Here is a 19694-nt window from a genome sequence, read left to right as displayed (position 1 = left end):
AGTTTCTTATGCATTTGTAATGCAAGGCTAGTAAACTAACTTACGAAAAGAAAGGCGGGTACAGCAGCATGAGCGGAGATAATATGTTTATGGATCGTGTACCCCCACAAAATATAGAAGCCGAGCAAGCCGTACTCGGTGCTATTTTGATTCACGGCGAAGCCTTGATTACCGCCATGGAGCGGATATCAAGCGACGACTTCTATCGTGGTACACATCAACGCATCTTCGAGGCGATCGTAGAACTCGCAGAAGAGCAGGAGCCTGTCGACCTGATCACACTTACGTCGCGCTTACAGAACAAGCAGCAGCTTGAAGAGATCGGCGGCGTGACGTATCTTTCTGAGTTGGCCAATGCGGTGCCAACAGCAGCAAACATTGACTACTACGCAGCTATCGTCGAGGAAAAGTCAATGTTACGCCGCCTTATCCGCACAGCGACCCAGATCGTCTCCAATGGCTATGCCAATGAGGACGATGTTGGGTCGATGCTCAGCGAAGCGGAGGCAAAGATCCTAGAGATCTCGCAGCGCCGCAGTTCAAGCGGCTTCGTGGTCATTCGCGATGTGCTCATGGAAGTATTCGAGAAAGTCGAGCAGCTTTACTCGAATAAGGGAGGGTCAACGGGGATCCCTTCGGGCTTTATTGACCTCGACAAGATGACGTCCGGCTTCCAGCGCTCGGACCTTGTTATCTTGGCCGCCCGTCCTTCCGTAGGTAAGACCGCGTTCGCGCTTAACGTTGCGCAGAACGTGGGCGTACGGGCCAAAGAAACCGTCGCCATCTTCTCTCTGGAGATGGGCGCGGCGCAGCTCGTACAGCGTATGATCTGCGCGGAAGCGAACGTCGACGCGAACCGCATGCGGACGGGTTATCTCGAGGGCGACGACTGGGAGAAGCTGACGATGGCGATTGGCGCCTTGTCCGAGGCGAACATCTACATCGATGATTCACCATCGATTACGGTCGCGGACATCCGCGCGAAGTGCCGTCGTCTGCAGCAGGAGAAGGGGCTCGGCATGATCCTCATCGACTACCTGCAGCTGATTGCCGGCCGCGGCAAAGGCGATAACCGTCAGCAGGAGGTCTCTGAGATCTCCCGTACGCTGAAGCAAATTGCGCGTGAGCTCAACGTTCCGGTCATCGCGCTCTCGCAGCTGAGCCGGGGTGTTGAGCAGCGGCAAGACAAGCGTCCGATGATGTCTGACCTTAGGGAATCGGGATCCATCGAGCAAGATGCCGACATCGTAGCGTTCCTCTACCGGGACGATTACTACGATAAGGAATCCGAGAAGAAGAACATTATCGAGATTATTATTGCTAAGCAGCGGAACGGTCCTGTAGGAACCGTAGAGCTGGCCTTCTTGAAGCAATTTAATAAGTTCGTGAATATGGATCGAAGTCATCAGGAAGCAGCAGCCGCGCAGTATTGACGGCTGCTTTTTTTTATTTTCACAGGGCTAACCTATTAGTTTGCGCAATATCCGAACGATTATACGGGCACCTGTGTAATTGTTCGTTTTTAATTGACTTTGCTCAGGGGGACTGCTACACTAGAGACGGTGAAAAAACCTTGGTCGAATGCCTGCTTATCGCAAGGCAACTTCGAAATAAGGTCGTTTTTCATGCCGTAAGGTAGGTTCCCTTCCTGCAGATGACTGCCGAAGAAACCTGGATGTTCCTTTGCGGTGAGTAAGCCCTCTGAACCGGTTCACTAAGTGTGTAACGGTGTATAGAGGTATTTGCATCGCCAGAGGGAAAGTATGATGGACGCTAGACGCTTTAGCGCTTTAATGAAGTCCAACTTCTCTCTGTGGTACTAAAGCCATAACGGCTCATTATGGGTGATTCGTCACCGTACGGAGGTAAGTGCATATGTCAACGGTTGTTGTTGTCGGTACGCAATGGGGAGATGAAGGAAAAGGGAAAATCACGGATTTCTTAGCGGAATCTGCTGAGGTCGTAGCCCGTTATCAAGGTGGTAACAATGCTGGCCATACGATCATTATTAGCGGGAAGAAATATAAGCTAACGATGATTCCTTCAGGTATTTTTTACAAAGATAAAGCTTGTGTAATCGGGAATGGAATGGTTATTAACCCGGCTGCACTCATTGAAGAAATTAACTACATTCATGATAATGGTTTTACGACGACAAACCTCAACATCAGTGACCGCGCGCATGTCATTATGCCGTATCATTTGTTGATGGATGGTCTGGAAGAAGATCGCAAAGGTGATAGCAAAATAGGTACGACCCGCAAAGGAATCGGACCTTGTTATATGGATAAAGCAGCTCGTAACGGTATTCGTATCGCTGATTTGATGGATGCAGAAGAGTTCGAATTGAAGCTTAGACGCATCGTTGCTGAGAAAAACGTTGTGATTGAGCAAGTTTACGGTTCACAGGGTCTTGATGTAGAACCAATTCTCAAAGAATATCTCGAGTACGCTGAAGTCATTCGTCCCTATGTAACGGATACGTCGGTTGTATTGAACCAATACATTGATCAAGGGCGCAGAGTATTGTTCGAAGGCGCACAAGGCGTTATGTTGGATATTGACCAAGGTACATACCCGTATGTTACCTCCTCGAACCCAACCGCAGGCGGTGTATGTATCGGTTCAGGTGTAGGCCCAACGAAAATCCACAACATCATTGGTGTGGCAAAAGCGTACACGACTCGTGTCGGCGATGGTCCGTTCCCTACGGAACTTGACAACGAAATCGGCGCTTGGATTCGTGAAAAAGGCTTTGAATACGGTACAGTAACGGGTCGTCCACGTCGTGTGGGTTGGTTCGACAGCGTTGTTGTTCGTCACGCAAGACGCGTTAGCGGAATCACGGGCTTGTCCCTTAACTCCATTGACGTTCTGACTGGTCTTGAAACGGTAAAAATTTGCACAGGCTATATGTACCGCGGCGAGTTGATTGAGCACTACCCAGCTAGCCTGAAAGCTATCTCCGAGTGTGAAGCTGTATATGAAGAGCTTCCAGGTTGGACAGAAGACGTATCCGGCGCACGTACGCTGAGCGATCTGCCTGAGAATGCCAGACATTATGTGGAGCGTGTTTCTCAGCTGACAGGTATTCCAATCGCGATCTTTTCCGTAGGTCGTAACCGTGAGCAAACGAACCTGGTTCGTCCAATCTACGCATAATCATAACCAAATGAGGCGTAATGTTCGCTTTTTCCTAAATAACTTAAGAAATCCTCTAGGCTGTTTGCAGCTTAGAGGATTTCTTTTTTATCAAAAAGGGATTTAATGGAGATGATTTCGTCAATACTGGGAGGGAGGAACATGATTATGCGCCAGGAGTGATAATGAGAATGAAATTAATAGCATGGTTAAGTAAGATCGTCATTGGAACAGTCCTGATTACATCGATTACGATGTTTACGACATGGTATGTTGTAAACATGTATGTGGAGGATATATTTCGACAATATCAGATCCCAGCTTTGGGTAAAAAGGTTCAATTTAACGAATTTGCTGCAAGATTGGCGGGTGAGCTGAATATAGTTATGCGTAGAGACGGGGGGAAGCAAGCTGCCCCATCTGAAAGCCCTGCACCAACGAAGCCTGTTCCTAGTCTCAACCCGTCTGGAAGCCTATCTAACCCTAGTTCAAACGATCAACTCCCCACAAGTGGAGTTAGTTCTAATGACGGTGGAGATGCTTCCCAAGGAGCCAAGGATGATGCCGTAGCCGTTATGGGAAGAGCGCGAAGTGAAGCGAACGAGCAGAAAAAGGAACTCGTCATGTCGACTGAGGATTTTGCCAAAAAGAAAGAAGCACTGTCTAGCGACGATAAGATGAAAATATTTTCTCTAGTTGTTGCCAAGCTGCCGCAAAGTGACGTGCAGAATCTATCCGTTTTGCTCGAAGATGGGATTACCACAGAAGAGTTAAAGCAGGTTAATGACACGCTTAAAAAGTACTTGAGTGAGAAGGAATTGAAGCAGCTTACAGATATCCTAAGCAAGTATTAATGGAGTTGTCCGCCGTATTTGATAATCGTATCCTCAGCTTGGCGATAACGTGACTTCTCAACACTTACCATGAGTGCAAAGGAGGACTCAGCAGCAAAGCTGTCTACGGATTGAATGAAGCTGTCAGCTTGTTGATCAGAATTAGGCACTACGCTATTATCGAATTTGATATCTAGTACACCTTGCAATTTAAGTACTTCCGCCGCTTGCTCTAAATTATCCCTATTTTGGAATGTAGCCGACAAATTAATTTCCATCGTTGATGTCCCCTTTCAATTTTTCATGCAAATTCGTCAATCCTTGTAGCAGTGCGCATATTCTCTCGGATTTTCATACAAAAAAATGAATTTTTAGCGCCTTCTTTTGGTGATGGACACGAATCTATCACATGGATATCGAGTATTTTGTTGAAATAGGCAGAGAAAGTGTGTTAAATTTAACAAAAGGAAGACATCCTTTATGGATATTATGTCTAATCAAGGTTTATTTATGTATCTTCGGATGCAAAACCGTTCAAAGGGAGAAGATCATGACAGGTTTCAGGGGAATGCGCTTTGTCATGGATCTCATCAAGAGATTCACGCCTAAGCGAGAAAGCTTGACCGGAAATGAATCAATATCAGACAAGCAGCTGGAAGAATCAACGACAACAACGACGCTAACGGTAATGAAACGACATAAATGGTCCCTTGCTCTGGGAGTTAGTGCAGTCGCGTTAACTGGGATAATTACGTTTACTGGACATCAATATGTAGAAGCTGGCATGGTGAATGTGTATCATGTGAAGCTGGATGGCCAAGAAATAGGTATTGTAAGTGACAATAAGATTATTGATGAATATAAGCAAAGAAAACCGCAAGAAGTGCAACAAAAATTCCCAGATGTGCATGTCGTGCTGAAAACTAACGGAGTTACCTATGAGTCTGAAAAGGCTTTCAACGTAAAATCCGATGATTCAGTTGTTTTGGCAACACTTGATAAGCTGCTTGTGCCGCAACCGGTCGGCATTGAAATGAAGGTAGATGGGAAAACCATCGCAATTGTGAAGGATCAGCAGACGGCTGATCGGATTCTTGAACAAGTAAGTGCACCCTTCGCGCCTAAAGCCAAGGAAACCGCTAAGGTAGCTGCGCTATCAACAGAGTTGGGTGAGGATATCACAACAGCACCATCGGAACTCGAGAAAGTAGAGTTTATTCAGCAAGTCGATACTAAGGAAGTTCCTATCGAACCTGATGATTTGGCTAAACCGGATGATGTCGTTAAGAAGCTCAAGACCGGTGATGTACAGCCTGCCAAGTATACGGTTGTCGAAGGAGATTGTGTCTCCTGTATCGCGAAGAAATTAGGGATTACGAAGCAATTCATTTATGATAAGAACCCCGGCCTTCAAGATGATAAGCTGAAAATTGGCAACCAACTTGATGTGACGGTGCTCAAACCAACGCTCTCTGTTAAGACAACAGAACGGGTTGTACAGAATCAGGAGATTCAGTACGACACGGAGTATGTGAAAGATGATTCACTTCGTGTAGGTGTAGTTCAACCGATAACGGCTGGAAAGAATGGGCTGAAGAAGGTTACGATTCAAGTGACGAAGGTCGACGGTTTAATGACCGAAGAGAAGCTTGTGAATGAAGAGATCATTGATAAACCTGTTATGGCTAAGGTGAAAAAAGGAACGAAAGTGGTTCAAGGTGAAGGCTCAGGGAAGTTCGCGTGGCCTGTCATTTCCCCAAGTATTTCAAGTACGTTCGGCGTGCGTTGGGGCAAGCTTCACAAAGGGATTGATATCACAGGCAATAAGAATATCATGACGGCCGATAACGGCAAAGTCACGGAAACCGGTTATAAATCCGATTACGGCAATTATATTATTATTAATCATTTGAACGGTTACGAAACGTTATATGGTCATTTGAGCAAAATCACCACCACCGAGGGTACAATCGTCGAAAAGGGCGATAAAATCGGTATTATGGGAAGTACAGGCGACTCCACGGGTGTTCACTTGCATTTTGAGATTCACAAAAGTGGTAGTTTAGAAAATCCGTTAAAGTATTTAAACCGCTAATCATAGACAGAGGCAAGGTCAAACCGGACAACTCGGGGGGCCTTGTCTCTTTTTTCCACAAAAGAAAGAATATGTTTCGATTTGCATCGGGTAGAGGGTTTCTCACTTGAATGTATGATAAAATAGTGGGTAGTATGCAGGAAATAGACTGACTTTACATGCTCGTCCTTGTGGGACGTAGTCATTTATCCTTGAGTAGGCGGTGGTAGGTTTGTTTGGTAAAATTCTCGTGGTGGATGACGAACAACCGATTGCAGATATTTTGAAATTTAATTTGGAAAAAGAGGGCTATCAGGTCATCTGTGCGTATGACGGTGGAAGCGCGGTAGAGCTTGCTTTCTCTGAGCAGCCCGATCTGATATTGCTGGATCTCATGCTGCCTGTAAAGGATGGGATGGATGTGTGCCGAGAGGTTCGCTCGAAGCTGAATACTCCTATCATTATGCTCACAGCGAAAGATACAGAACTGGATAAAGTGCTTGGCCTAGAGATGGGCGCAGACGACTATGTGACCAAGCCATTTGGCACTAGGGAGCTGCTTGCAAGGGTGAAGGCGCACCTGCGCAGACAGACGAAAGCGCAGTCGGCTCCAAGCGAGTCTGACACGCAGCGGAATGGGATGCGTATTCATGCCCTGTTTATCGATAACGACATGTACATGGTGTATAAAGATGGCACACCACTCGATTTGACGCATCGGGAGTTCGAGCTTATTCAGTATTTGGCCAAAAATTCAGGCAAAGTGATGACACGTGAGCACCTGCTGCAGGCTGTGTGGGGCTTTGAATATTTTGGCGACGTACGAACAGTCGATGTAACGATTCGGCGCTTACGCGAGAAGCTGGAGACGGACCCGAGCCGTCCGGAGTATATTATGACGCGCAGGGGCCTCGGCTACTTAATGCGCAGTCCTAAGGCCGGAGGCTTCTGAGCATGAAGGGCATCCGCTTCTTTCAATCGATTCAGGCGAAGCTGATTATTATTTATGTCTTACTCATTCTGATTGCGATGCAGCTCATTGGTGTGTATTTCTATAAGACAGTGGAGACGTATTTCAAGAATGACTTTTTGGCCTCACGCAACAGTCAGGTGACGCTGCTGGCCGGCTTTGTGGGGTCGTATCTCACAGGGGATCAGGACAGCAAGAACGCCGCTGAAGGCAAGAAGACGTATGCGGATTTGAATGAATTCGTCAGCAATTTATTTTCCATTAATAATGCGGAAATTCAAATTATAGATGCGAATGGGAACGTCATTAGCACATCGGTTCCTAATCATTTGAAACAGAAGAACACGCAGCCGGAAGTCATCAGGGCGCTTCAGGGGATTAAGGATAACCAACGGATCTTCACGGATGAGGACGGTTATCGGAAGGTCATTATCGCTAAGCCGGTAGGCAGCGGTGCCCGTGTCCTGGGTGCGGTATACATTATCGCTTCCATGGAAGATGTTTATAAAACGATCCGATCAATTAACCGCATCCTCATCTCGGGAACATTGATCGCTCTTGGGCTAACCGCTATTCTTGGTGTACTTCTAACAAGTACGATTACGAATCCGATCAAAGAGATTACGAAGCAGGCGACGGCTGTCGCAGAAGGTAACTTTGATCAGCAGGTTATTATTCAAGGGACCGATGAGATTGGGCAGCTCGGTCATACATTTAATTTTATGATGAATAGGCTCAAAGAAGCGCTCTCGCTGAATGAAGAAGAGAAGGAGAAGCTCGCTTCGATCTTAACGAATATGAATGACGGGATCATTGCCACAGACGATAGAGGCCATGTCATCGTGCTTAACCGCAGGGCGAAGCAAATCCTCCAGACGGAAGAGGAGACGACGCTGGGTCTGGACATATCCGAGGTGCTTGGTATTCCGATGGATACGATTCGCGGTTTCCTCCAGGGTCATGTTAGTACGACGCTGCTGGATATTAATCTTCCCGATGACGATGAGCAGTTATCCGTACGTATCACGTTCACGCCGATTCATCGCCGAGGTGAAGGGCAGAACGGGATTATTGCGGTGCTGCAGGACGTAACGGATCAGGAGAAGCTGGAACAGGCAAGGCGTGAGTTCGTAGCGAACGTTTCGCATGAGCTGCGTACGCCATTAACGACGATCAAGAGCTATCTGGAAGCGCTCGATGATGGTGCGATTGAGGAGCCGCAGCTGGCTTCACGCTTCATTAGCGTTACGCGCAGCGAGACAGAAAGGATGATCCGTTTAGTGACGGATCTCTTGCATCTATCGAGGCTTGATTCGAAGCAATCGATGATGAGTAAATCCTCGACGCTTGTGAGCGAAATGCTGGAAGAGGTAGCTGACCGCTTCTCTTTCCAGCTGCAGCAGCGGAAGATTCGAATTCTAATTCATGTGGAGCAGGGTGTGACCAGCTTACTGCTCGATCGGGATAAAATTGATCAAGTACTCGACAATCTCGTGTCGAATGCGATTAAGTATACGGGTGATGAAGGGGCCATTCGGCTAGAAGCGAGGAAGATCGAGAAGGATGTATTGGAAATTTCGGTTCAGGATAACGGAATTGGCATTCCGAAGAAAGATCTGTCCCGCATTTTTGACCGATTCTACCGTGTGGATAAAGCGCGTTCCCGCAATATGGGCGGTACGGGGTTAGGTCTTTCAATTGCCCGGGAAATAGTAAAAGCACATGGCGGCTCTATCATTTTGGAATCGGAGTTGGGACAAGGAACTCGTGTTGTGTTCCTACTACCGATTCAGCAAGAGGAGGAAGATGAGCTATGATCGAGAGTCTGAAATCCATCCTTCTTGTTGTCCTGATTGGGACGAGCTTGTACCAAAGCTTTTATCTGGCTTCATACACCCCGCCGAAGATTGAGCCTATTCAACAAAGTAATTATGTTCAGACGGAGACATTAGGGAAGCAATTGGAGCTGCATGACATGCTGCTCCCTGATCAAATCATCGTGCACTTAGGCAATCAGCAGCACTCTGTTCTGTATCCTACCAATTACTACTACACAAGACTGCTCGACAATATTAAGCAGCGAAGCTTTAAAGGCTTTCGCAAAACGTCGATGTATTTGGTCAATGTGAACTGGGAAGAAGTTCGTACGAAACAGCAAGGTGTTGAGATTCGATTCCGAGATGGTATTCCTTTTACGATTCTTCAGCAGTTGCTGCGGATTGAAGGCGAATTGCCGATTGATAATGATAAAATCACGCGGATTTGGATTTACTCCAAGGGCAATAACGAGGATGTACGTGCCTTCTTCTTTACGGATTCCCCGGGCGTTGGGTACGAAGTCATCGGGGCCGATTTTACAAGTAAAGATGTGGAAAATTTCGCGGCATTTGGTGACCTGACGAACCTATACAAAACGACAAACAGCGGGGAGTACTATCTCCCAATAAAGCCGCTTCGACTGCCGAACTATATATTTAGTTATAGCTTGTTGACGGCAGACCAATTGAAACAAAGCCTGTTCGTGGATCCGGGTATTACACGATATCTCAAAGAGCGCGACGGTTCTGAAATTTATACGGACAGCAAGCGTGGTTTTCAGCTAAATCGAGATCTGCGGTGGGTCACGTATTCGGATCCTGTTGCACCAGTAGAAAGTAAGACTGAGGTATTAGATGACTTGCAGGCCGGTATTAAATTTATTAATCAGCATATTGGCTGGGATGGGAAATATATGGTTTCTCGCACGCCGCAGAAGCAGTTAATCGATAATCACTCGTTCACGTTCCGACAGTACTATGAGTCTTTGCCAATTATTACGCCGCAGGCTGAGGGCTATGGTTCCATGAAAATGCAAGTTCAGAAGGGAATTATTTCTGGATTCGAGAGGTCGATGATTATTCCCGATCTGAAGACGGTACAGCGGCGTGATTTTGAAATCATGTCTGGTGATGCTTTGGAAGAAAGGCTGCAGTATTATCAGAAGCGTTCTAGTATTGTGTCTATTTTCCCAGCGTATCGTCCGGTAGTAGCGGATAAGACGCTAGTATTGACGGCAACATGGGCTGTAGAGCTGCGAGATGGCACGTATGATTTTATTGAGTAAGCATGTTCCATTTCTGAGGAAAGGTTGGTGAGATCATGAATTGGAGTCGGGCTAAAACGATTTTGATTTGTTCCTTTTTGATGTTGAATTTGATTCTTGGTTTCCAACTTTGGTCCACCAATCGTTCCAATCAGACGGAAATCGCTTTGGACACATCAGGTACCGTAGAAGAGCTAAATAACGCACTCCGAAACAAAAATATAAGGCTAACGGATGAGTTACCGACGGATCAACCGAAGATGAAAGTCATAACGGTGAAATACGATGATAATATGAAGCCCAGTGAGCTGAAGACGCTGAAAGCGCCCATTAACATGAGCAATTTGCTTGGTAAAGGGGCTAGTAAAGAAGTTCAAGCGCAATCGGAGATTCCGAATTTTGGCTTATACCAATTGGATTCGGCGGTTAGTCGAAATGGTGTTTATGTGTTCACGCAGCTATATGGCAAGATTCCACTCTTCGATGTGAAGGTGGAGTTGAGCGAGAAAAATGGAGAAATTACCAGTTACCGTCAAGCTTACGTTGAAGTAGAATCAGGAGTAGAGCAGGCGGAGCAGAAGCTGATCCCCGCTCAGTTAGCTGTTCGCAGTTTAGTGGACAATTATTTGAGTGATGGTGCCATTATTACGGAAGTCAGACTGGGGTATCACGGACAGCCGTATAATTCAGAAACGCAACCGATGTTTCCGCACTGGCGGATTACGATCGATAATGGAGATATTTATTATTTACAAGCTTTCAATGGAGCTGTTGAGTCTCCGCAAAAAGGGTCTGAATTGGCTCCATTTGGTACGCAAGTGGATGGTGCGAAAACAACTGAGAATCCTGATAAAAACGAAGATAAGAGCACCGATAAGAAGTAGGCAAGTGGGATAGTCAACAATGGACGGCTAGATGGATGACATGTAGGCATAGAGGAGTAGGGAAGATGGGTATGAGGTTTACGGTACTGTCGAGCGGTTCGACAGGCAATGCGACGGTGGTTGATAATGGCGAGATCAAGCTGCTGATTGATGTGGGTTTTAGCGCCAAGAAGATGGAGCTGTTAATGAAGGAACGTGAGCTCGAGGCGAGCAGTATTGATGCCATTCTGGTCACACATGAGCATTCGGATCATATTAAAGGGTTGGGAGCACTGGCTCGCAAATATGATTTGCCTATCTATGCGAATGAGAAGACTTGGGAAGAGCTGGACCGTCAAATCGGTGTGATCGCGGAAGGCAACAAGAGGGTGATGGAAACCGGAGGTATCGAGGAATTCGGTACGCTGCGTGTTGAATCATTCGGAATATCGCATGATGCAGCGGAGCCTGTGGGGTACTGCTTTTATGAAGGGGAACAGAAGCTAAGTGTTGTAACGGACTTGGGCTATATGAGTGAGAAGGTTAAAGAAAAGATTGCGGATTCAGATAGCTTGGTACTGGAGACGAATCACGATGTGGATATGCTGCGCGTGGGGCACTATCCATGGAGTATTAAGCGTCGGATCCTTGGGGATAAGGGTCATTTATCCAATGAAGCTGCAGGGGAAGCGCTCTGTGACGTGTTGACGAACAAGACGAAGTCCGTCTATATGGCGCATTTGAGCCGTGACCATAATTTAATGGATTTGGCCAGGCTAACGGTGAATAACATAGTACAAGAGCGTGCCCCTGAAGCTAAACAGCTGCGGCTGATGGATACATATTTTGACCGCTCTACGAAATGGGATGTATTGGATTCGGAGTAAGCGCGGCGTCGAGCTCTTTGGATTTGAGCTGGATTTCCTGCGCGGTGATGAGACCCTTATCGATCAGAACTTGAATGAGAGATGAGAGGACGAGGGACTGGTGGTAGTGGCTATCTTTGAGGTCAGCGAGCTTACCAATCATGTTTATTTCATCAAAATGGGAAGGAATACGGTTCATTCTGAGCATTCTCCTTTATTTGTCTGATTTAAAATTTCAGTTAACTCTAGTATTTCGTTAAGAGATTTGGTTTACTATTATTGTAGGCAAGAAGTGAACGAAACATTCCTGTTTTTTGAAAAATAACAGTTCAAGGTTAGATCGAAAAACAATGTAAGGCGAGACGAAAAACAATCTAAGATTTCAATAAAACAATCCAAAGATAAAAAAACAATCCAAGAGAGCGGCACAGCTTAATCCCCATCAGCGAGGAGGGACCCGATATGAGTTTGTTTGATGATGATTTTTATTCCACCAAAAGGTCCAGGCAGCGCCAGGATTCTTGGCGTCCCAAAGGGACAGGGGCATTCACAAGCTTCGCGGGTCGCAGACGGAATGTGGCCCTCATTGCTGGAGTAGGCGGAGCGCTAGCCATGCTTTTGCTGGTCGGGGTATTTGGCGGCTTCGGGAAAAGTGACTCATCTGAGGCAGCGCTAGCAATACCAGCTTCTGCGACAAAAGCCGAGGCGCATCCGATGAACAGCAACGATTCAGTCGTGGCGGCAACGGAGAAAATAAAGCCTGCCGTGGTTAGCGTTATTTCCTCGAAGAAGGATGATAAAGGGCAAGAGACCGGACTCGGGATCGGCTCGGGAGTTATTTTTGCACGGAATGGTGATAAAGTTCGAATTGTGACGAATAGTCACGTTGTTGAGAACGGGAACCAGTTCGAAATCGTTAATTTCCAAGGTGAGCATCGCAAAGCAACCCTAATCGGCCGCGATCGGATTACAGATCTAGCAGTGCTAGAAGCAGATGGAAAAGACATCAAAGTGCTTGCTGAATTCGGTGACTCCGAAACGCTGCGAGCAGGAGAGATGGCGATAGCGGTAGGCAACCCGCTTGGACTTGGATTCTCGCCAACCGTTACCCAAGGTATCATTTCTTCGCCAAAACGAACGATACCGGTTTCGCTGTCACGTGAAGGAACGGATTACGACTGGGAGATGGATGTTATCCAAACGGATGCGGCTATCAACCAAGGGAACAGCGGCGGACCGCTGGTGAATATCGAAGGCAAGGTTGTCGGAATCAATTCCATGAAGATATCGGATACGGGAGTGGAAGGGTTAGGTTTTGCCATTCCAATTAATAGTGTGAAGCCGATTATTGAGAGTTTGATCAAAGATCATAAGGTGAAAAGACCGTTGATGGGTGTTTCGACGCAGGAACTGCAAGCTTTTAAAGGGACGGATGTATTAAAGCTCCCTGCGGATGTTAAGACTGGAGTTATCGTCTTCGATGTGTCGGGACCTGCCAAAGAAGCGGGCCTCAAAGCGCAGGATGTCATTGTCCAACTGGATGACCGCAAGATTGACAGTACGATCTCCCTGCGGAAATATTTGTACAACGAGAAGAAGATTGGCGATAAGGTCAACGTGGTGTATTACCGCGGCGGTAAGAAGCTGAATGCGGTGGTTACGTTGGTTGAAGCGATGGATAAGTGATAAAAGATGAATGATAAGCTTGTTAAGATATGCGTGGATAGAAACATTGCGGATGAGAGGTACTTGCATGCATGTAGTTTGTAAAGATCATGTAGAAATCGCGATTGATGAGTTTGTTGATGAGTATGAGGAAGCTCCGGACATTGTGGATTTGCAGAAGACCCACTTCGCTAGTTGGGAGCCACCGACGCACTGCGAGCATTGCAAGGAGTTAGCGCGATTTCTAGTTGTATGAGGGAGGCGGAGGCCTTCCTTTTTTGTTTGGGTTGGGAGGAAAATAGAAATACCTTAACTGGATAAATTTGATTGGATGATATCCAATGATGTCCCATGACATCGGCGATTGGGGTTAGTTCCATTGGATTAATACAGTGGAATATGTGGAAATGGCTCAAAAGAGCTGATTTTGGAGCATTTTGTTGGATTAGCTCCAATGAAAGCGGGCAAAAAAGGTGATAGAGCTCGATTTGATTGTATTTTATCCAATGGAGCAAATGAGGGGAGATTGTCGGTTATGCATATACAGATATTAACCGTAGGGAAATTGAAGGAGCGCTATCTCGTGGACGGGATCGCGGAGTATGTGAAGCGCCTTGGGCCGTATGCCAAGGTGCAGATGATAGAGGTGCCGGATGAGAAGGCACCCGAGAACATGAGCCCTGCTGAGGAACAGCAGGTGCGTGGGAAGGAGGGCGAGCGGCTCTTAGCCAAGCTCGCCGCGGACGTGTACGTCGTTGCGCTGGCCATCGACGGCGAGATGTGGACGAGCGAGCAGCTGGCAGGCTCGCTCGATAAGTTAGCCACCTACGGGCGGAGCCAGGTGGCTTTCGTGATCGGCGGCTCGCTGGGGCTATCGAGCGAGCTGCTGCGCCGTGCGGATATGCGGCTGTCTTTTGGCCGCATGACGCTGCCGCACCAGCTGATGCGGCTGGTGCTGGTGGAGCAGATTTATCGCGCTATGCGTATAAATCGAGGGGAACCCTATCATAAATGACGCAAATTTCATTGGGGGAAACAACGGGATTTATCATATCCCAAACGTGAACGTTTATATTGAATTATTTTTTGGTATAATATTTGGTAGATAAAGAAGATTAAATTTCTGTTTAGAAAATAGTGAGAGAAAACGAGGGATGGAAATGTCGTATATCGTTGATTTTAAAAATGTGTCTACGGTAGGTTTAGAGTCTTCACCTGTAGTAGAAGCGCTTGCTGGTTTACGTGCTAATGAAGCCCGTTACTTTATGAACAAATACGAGCATGAATTTACGGTTGTACCAGCTAGCGAAAGTCAGGAGAACCTTGATTATGTGAACCGAATTTTGAAAGAACGTGATATTGCGTTTGCGGCCAAACCGTTAGAAACGTCGCGTTTTCAAGTGGAAAATATCCAATTTACCTACGTCTTTTATGAGGATGGTCTTTCTGTCAATGTCATGTATACGGTTGATGACCCTAAGAAGCGGGCCGTTGGTTTTAAGCTTTCTGAGGGGATGGAGATACCAAAGGAGTTAGAAGAGAAGTTTAAATTTGCTAGGCAGAAGTCAAAACTAGCTGGAACAATTCGGGGCTCGTTTTTTGTTATTAAAGGACAATATTAAAATAAGCAAAAGCGCAATTGGCGGGATCCAGTCATTGCGGTCTGAGTCGTCTAATATGCAGATAATTTATTGCGTATAATTTAAGCTATCAGTAACTTAGATAGCTTTTTTGTGTATTTTTGATGTTACAATAGGGTAGTTTATTCACTTTGGCGAGTTTTCCTCCTCTGAATAGCAGCCATATCCCAAACGTCAAGTCACTCATTATTTCCAGTTTAATGTAATTGTTTTCATCAGAAATAAATATTATAATGGGATTCGTTAGTGATTCACAACGCAGAAAACGCTTACAATTGAATGATATGCCGGTAACTGCTTCATCATAGTTAGTGTTTGTAGCTTGTTCAAAATAACAACCTAGAGTAGCAGAGAGGAAGAGGAACTGAAATGAAAAACCAAGAATTGAAGAGGGGACTCGAAGCGCGTCATATTCAAATGATTGCATTGGGAGGCACAATCGGCGTTGGGTTATTTATGGGTTCTGCAAGTACGATAAAATGGACAGGTCCATCAGTTATGCTTGCGTATGCGCTTGTAGGGATTTTTATATTTTTCATCATGCGTGCAATGGGGGAAATGCAGTACGTAGAACCGAGCACGGGGTCCTTTGCAACCTTTGGCTATAAGTACATTCATCCTTTGGCAGGTTACACGACGGCTTGGAGCAACTGGTTCCAGTGGGTCGTTGTCGGGATGGCGGAAATCATTGCGGTTGGGACATATATGAAGTACTGGTTTCCGGATTTACCCGCGTGGATACCAGGTATTATCGCAATGGTGATTCTCGGTGCAGCGAACCTATTCTCTGTTAAATCATTCGGTGAATTTGAGTTTTGGTTTTCCATGATTAAAGTCGTAACCATCGTATTGATGATTGTTGCAGGGATTGGTCTGATTTTCTTTGGGATTGGCAACGGTGGGAACGCAATCGGGTTATCTAACCTATGGCAGCATGGGGGCTTCTTTACCGGTGGATGGTCAGGCTTTTTCTTTGCTCTCTCGCTGGTAATTGGGGCCTATCAAGGTGTGGAACTTATTGGGATTACTGCGGGCGAGGCAAAAAACCCACAAAAGACGTTAATGAGTGCGACTCAAAGTATTATTTGGCGTATTTTGATTTTCTATATTGGCGCGATTTTTGTGATCGTAACCGTTTACCCTTGGAATCAATTGCATGCAATCGGCAGCCCGTTCGTGGCAACATTTGCGAAAATCGGGATTACAGCAGCGGCAGGGATCATCAACTTTGTCGTCATCACGTCAGCTATGTCAGGTTGTAATAGTGGGATTTATAGCGCAGGGCGCATGCTTTATACATTAGGAGTAAATGGACAGGCACCGAAAATATTTACGAAGCTATCCCATAACGGCGTGCCCCTGCTGGGAACGATTGGCGTACTCGTGGGATTGGGCATTGGTGTGATCTTAAGCTACATTGCACCGGAAAATCTGTTTGTGTATGTATACAGCGCCAGCGTACTTCCCGGTATGGTGCCGTGGTTTGTTATTCTGATCAGTCAAATGAAATTCAGAAAAGTAAAGGGAGCTGAATTGGATAATCATCCTTTCAAAATGCCTTTTGCACCAGTGACAAACTATGTGACCATTGCTTTTTTGCTTATGGTATTGGTCGGCATGTGGATGAATGATGATACACGCCTCTCTCTTATTGCCGGAATTGTTTTCTTAGGTATCGTTGTTATTAGTTATTACGCTTTTGGAGTTAGTAAGGCTGTTCCGGTGAGTGCTCAAACGGATGATGGAAGTACTGACAGATTGATTAGCGAAAAGTAAAGAAATATCCGATTCAGAAACTGTTGCAATAAGCACATAACGAAGAAGAGGGGGGGACAGCCTGGGGACAGCCACCCCTCTTTTTTTGTTCCTTTAAGGCCTATGTGATTTCATTTTCCCGTCCTTTGATTCTTGCTTGCATGATCTAACATTGCTTTGTTTACTGCGCCTGCACAAATTCCTGTCACAAGAACTTTGTCTTCATGTGCTTGTTTTAAGTAGCTCAGTAACTCCTGATTGTTCCAGAGATGATCGTTCGTACCTGATCCTCCAATGACAGCAACTACATCATAATCACGGGCAGACACGTTTGAGAAGATGACTTCAGCATTTACCTTTCCTTGATAGTCACCAATAATTTCTCCCGTTTTCGTACTAGCAATGGTTACTTTCACTCCTGCATTTTCTAGTATTTCCTTTGGTTGAAATAATTCGTCTTCATTAAAGCGTTCAGGGGGTATAATAAGTAATGCTTGTTTATTCATATCTAGAGATGAAGTCAGAGACAAGATCATAAATGGGGATTATAACTGTGCGAAAGAACTCACGTTATCTATTATCAGTGGGAAGTGGAAAATCGTAGTGTTATGGCAACTGCGTGAACTGATCGAAGATGGTGTTGTTCATAGAGAGGTATATCCTGAAGTCCCTCCAAAGGTTTAATATTCCATGACTGAACTTGGGATGACTTTATTACCCATAGTTGATATGATGTATGATTGGGGAACCAAAAGAATGGAGGCCATTAAGCAGGAAATTCACTCTTTGGAAAAGGGCACAACCGATACGAATTGAGAACTATTAAAACTGGAACAATGAAAAAGAGTATACAACTAGGAGATATTACATGGAACTGTACACATCATTTTTATTACTGAGCCTCACTTCGTTCTTTACACTCATTAATCCACTTGCCATCATGCCAATCTTTATGTCGATGACAGCCGATCTTGAATCACAGAAAAAAGTCCATACTGCTCGTAAAGCCGTAGTTGTTTCGTTTTTTACATTGCTCATTTTTTCAACTACGGGCGAATGGGTATTTCACTTTTTCAACATTTCTATTAACAGTTTAAAGATTGTCGGTGGGGTTATTTTCATTTTAATGGGACAGGATATGCTTCAGGCACGACTTGTTCGTACAAAGGTTGATAAAGCGGATGTTGATGCATATGTAAATGATATTTCCATTACTCCATTGGCTATTCCAATGATATGTGGTCCTGGGGCAATTACTAATGGAATTGTTCTTATGGAATCTACGACAAATTTTATGGAAAAGATTATATTAATAGTCGTAATTGCGGTTGTACTTATGCTTACATACATTGTCCTTGTTAACTCAGCTAAAATTTATCGATGGATTGGCCCAACAGGCAATAATGTGCTAATGCGTTTAATGGGTCTAATTGTTATGGTGATTGCCATTGAGTTTATGGTAAGTGGAATTACGCCGATTATTCGGCAAATTCTGAAAATTTCGCCCTAACGATGTTACTTTGAACCGTATCACAAATAGTGGTGTAGCGGAAAGATGAGAGATAATTGGTTTTAAAATTGGGAATAATTGGGTTAAAAGAATGATAATTATAAATAAAGGTAACTATTTTATGAATTGGTTACTACAAGTCGAAGATTTTATTGATAAGCATGAGCATATAGTCATAATAAATGCATACAATCCTGCAAGGAATAGTTGCTTAAAAGAAAAGGATGGTGCAAACCCATCCTTTTTTTCTCTGACTATAACTTGAACAAATGTCTACTCAAGTTGTTAGTTAATTACATATTAACTTGGAATCTAACCAAGGACGTAAGATGGGCAAGACGTTAGCAGCTTGCATAGCTTGTGTATGATTGAGACCCTCAAGAACCGAAACATCCCAACCGAGAGATTCAATCTCTTGGCGTCGGTAAATGAGAGGTCCAACGATGTCCACCTGTACATCGCCCCAACGCTTGCCATAATCGATCTTGTCAGCAGCTCCTGCAAAGCAAAGGCGAGGACATGAAATCTTGGATTGGGCTGCTCGATCATTGAAACCTTGTAGATCCTGATATAGGGTGACGAACTGCTTGGTCTGAGCCTCACTCATAGTGACTTCAACATTGGACCAATCGAATTCATCCGAACCGTTCTGGGAGGGATTTGTGATCTTATGAGTTGATTTGGACATCTCATGAGTCGCCATTGTTACGCTTAACATTTCATTATATTGACCGCCAATAGGCGGAAAACCACCCATAACAAGTGCAGAGAGTCGATGGGTCCGAATCGCTAGCTGCATTCCGCTAAGAGCAAGCCATGAGTAACCGTAATAGGCAAATTGCTTAGCTTCTACCGCATCAGCAATGGAAAGAATGTCGTTAGAAATGTTGGTTGGTGTTAAGGTATCGGGTTTAGCCGCGCTTAGGACATGACCTTCATAGTCGAAGGCGATCACACGAAATTTATCACTAAGACCCTCTATAAGTGAACGGCCAAGAGCAGGATCTACTCCCCAGTTTAACATTTCATCGGCCTGTGGTCCTTCAATGGGTTGCGGGTTTACCGGAAGCAATAGGTTTGGTCCCTCTCCTTGAACCTCTACATCAATCATATGTCCATCATGCATTTTTACCTTGATCATATTCAGCCCTCCCATTTAGATTTTTTGTTACACCTATACAAACTAATATACAACATTTATGCAAGTGAGAAAGTAACGGGAAAACACAGTCTAAAAATAAGGGGTTATTATGTTAAAGCTTCTCAAAGCACTTTAAAGTTTTGATTTAAGGTTT

The 19694-nt window shown here is 45.2% G+C and carries 18 protein-coding genes and 2 pseudogenes; 16 read left to right on the top strand and 4 right to left on the bottom strand.

The genetic code is table 11. The annotated features are described in order from the left end of the window. The first annotated feature begins 68 nt into the window (after window positions 1-68). From dnaB to GC102_RS16380, 3 genes are all read left to right on the top strand, one after another. Window positions 69-1433, top strand: a complete 1365-nt coding sequence (gene dnaB, locus GC102_RS16390; protein WP_029196133.1) for a replicative DNA helicase — start codon at window positions 69-71, stop codon at window positions 1431-1433. 442 nt (window positions 1434-1875) lie between these two features. Continuing rightward, window positions 1876-3162, top strand: coding sequence for an adenylosuccinate synthase (locus GC102_RS16385; RefSeq protein WP_171644211.1), 1287 nt, complete (start codon window positions 1876-1878; stop codon window positions 3160-3162). A gap of 170 nt (window positions 3163-3332) precedes the next feature. Next, on the top strand, window positions 3333-3995 hold the full coding sequence (locus GC102_RS16380; protein ID WP_171644210.1) for a hypothetical protein: 663 nt from the start codon (window positions 3333-3335) through the stop codon (window positions 3993-3995). On the opposite strand, the gene GC102_RS16375 is transcribed toward GC102_RS16380, so the two are convergent. Continuing rightward, complete coding sequence (locus GC102_RS16375) at window positions 3992-4252, bottom strand: hypothetical protein (protein WP_171644209.1); 261 nt, start codon at window positions 4250-4252, stop codon at window positions 3992-3994. The genes GC102_RS16380 and GC102_RS16375 overlap by 4 nt on opposite strands. A 272-nt stretch (window positions 4253-4524) precedes the next feature. Here GC102_RS16375 and GC102_RS16370 point away from each other — a divergent pair, with 272 nt between their 5' ends. From GC102_RS16370 to GC102_RS16345, 6 genes are all read left to right on the top strand, one after another. After that, complete coding sequence (locus GC102_RS16370; protein ID WP_171690506.1) at window positions 4525-6069, top strand: M23 family metallopeptidase; 1545 nt, start codon at window positions 4525-4527, stop codon at window positions 6067-6069. A gap of 211 nt (window positions 6070-6280) precedes the next feature. Beyond that, the gene (gene yycF, locus GC102_RS16365; protein WP_029196128.1) at window positions 6281-7000 is read left to right on the top strand and encodes a response regulator YycF; all 720 of its coding nucleotides are present in this window, start codon (window positions 6281-6283) and stop codon (window positions 6998-7000) included. Between the two features lie 2 nt (window positions 7001-7002). Further along, window positions 7003-8835 (top strand): cell wall metabolism sensor histidine kinase WalK, encoded by a 1833-nt coding sequence (gene walK, locus GC102_RS16360; protein ID WP_171690505.1) that lies wholly within the window; start codon window positions 7003-7005, stop codon window positions 8833-8835. Further along, window positions 8832-10121: a YycH family regulatory protein gene (locus GC102_RS16355; RefSeq protein WP_171690504.1), complete on the top strand. Its 1290-nt coding sequence runs from the start codon at window positions 8832-8834 to the stop codon at window positions 10119-10121. Before walK ends, GC102_RS16355 begins: the two co-directional genes overlap by 4 nt. A 35-nt stretch (window positions 10122-10156) precedes the next feature. Beyond that, on the top strand, window positions 10157-10984 hold the full coding sequence (gene yycI / locus GC102_RS16350) for a two-component system regulatory protein YycI (RefSeq protein ID WP_171690503.1): 828 nt from the start codon (window positions 10157-10159) through the stop codon (window positions 10982-10984). 65 nt (window positions 10985-11049) lie between these two features. Continuing rightward, window positions 11050-11850 (top strand): MBL fold metallo-hydrolase, encoded by an 801-nt coding sequence (locus GC102_RS16345; RefSeq protein WP_171690502.1) that lies wholly within the window; start codon window positions 11050-11052, stop codon window positions 11848-11850. Here GC102_RS16345 and GC102_RS16340 read toward each other — a convergent pair. After that, window positions 11819-12028 (bottom strand): hypothetical protein, encoded by a 210-nt coding sequence (locus tag GC102_RS16340; RefSeq protein ID WP_029196124.1) that lies wholly within the window; start codon window positions 12026-12028, stop codon window positions 11819-11821. The genes GC102_RS16345 and GC102_RS16340 overlap by 32 nt on opposite strands. A 263-nt stretch (window positions 12029-12291) precedes the next feature. On the opposite strand from GC102_RS16340, the gene GC102_RS16335 reads away from it, so the two are divergent. From GC102_RS16335 to GC102_RS16315, 5 genes are all read left to right on the top strand, one after another. Beyond that, a complete protein-coding gene (locus GC102_RS16335; RefSeq protein WP_171690501.1) occupies window positions 12292-13515 on the top strand; it encodes a S1C family serine protease in 1224 nt (407 codons plus the stop codon). Between the two features lie 67 nt (window positions 13516-13582). Continuing rightward, entirely contained in the window at window positions 13583-13750 is a 168-nt protein-coding gene (locus GC102_RS16330; RefSeq protein WP_063860151.1) for a CxxH/CxxC protein, read from the top strand. A gap of 279 nt (window positions 13751-14029) precedes the next feature. Beyond that, window positions 14030-14509, top strand: coding sequence for a 23S rRNA (pseudouridine(1915)-N(3))-methyltransferase RlmH (gene rlmH, locus GC102_RS16325; RefSeq protein ID WP_171690500.1), 480 nt, complete (start codon window positions 14030-14032; stop codon window positions 14507-14509). Window positions 14510-14654: 145 nt separating this feature from the next. Next, on the top strand, window positions 14655-15116 hold the full coding sequence (locus tag GC102_RS16320; RefSeq protein ID WP_171644202.1) for a DUF8821 family protein: 462 nt from the start codon (window positions 14655-14657) through the stop codon (window positions 15114-15116). Window positions 15117-15503: 387 nt separating this feature from the next. Further along, on the top strand, window positions 15504-16910 hold the full coding sequence (locus tag GC102_RS16315; RefSeq protein WP_171644201.1) for an amino acid permease: 1407 nt from the start codon (window positions 15504-15506) through the stop codon (window positions 16908-16910). 161 nt (window positions 16911-17071) lie between these two features. Here GC102_RS16315 and GC102_RS16310 read toward each other — a convergent pair. Further along, window positions 17072-17395: pseudogene (locus GC102_RS16310) on the bottom strand (DJ-1/PfpI family protein); the annotation flags it as partial. Here GC102_RS16310 and GC102_RS16305 point away from each other — a divergent pair. After that, window positions 17394-17705 (top strand): annotated as a pseudogene (locus GC102_RS16305) (winged helix-turn-helix transcriptional regulator). The pseudogenes GC102_RS16310 and GC102_RS16305 overlap by 2 nt on opposite strands. 52 nt (window positions 17706-17757) lie before the next feature. Then, window positions 17758-18399 (top strand): MarC family protein, encoded by a 642-nt coding sequence (locus tag GC102_RS16300; protein WP_171690498.1) that lies wholly within the window; start codon window positions 17758-17760, stop codon window positions 18397-18399. 289 nt (window positions 18400-18688) lie between these two features. On the opposite strand, the gene GC102_RS16295 is transcribed toward GC102_RS16300, so the two are convergent. Next, window positions 18689-19540 carry an alpha/beta fold hydrolase gene (locus tag GC102_RS16295; RefSeq protein WP_171690497.1) on the bottom strand — a complete coding sequence of 284 codons (852 nt, stop codon included), beginning with the start codon at window positions 19538-19540 and terminating at the stop codon, window positions 18689-18691. Window positions 19541-19694 lie beyond the last annotated feature (154 nt).

Source organism: Paenibacillus germinis (assembly GCF_013141785.1).
In the GTDB taxonomy this organism is placed as follows: Bacteria; Bacillota; Bacilli; order Paenibacillales; family NBRC-103111; genus Paenibacillus_E; species Paenibacillus_E phytorum.
This window is presented reverse-complemented; position numbering and strand designations above follow the sequence as displayed.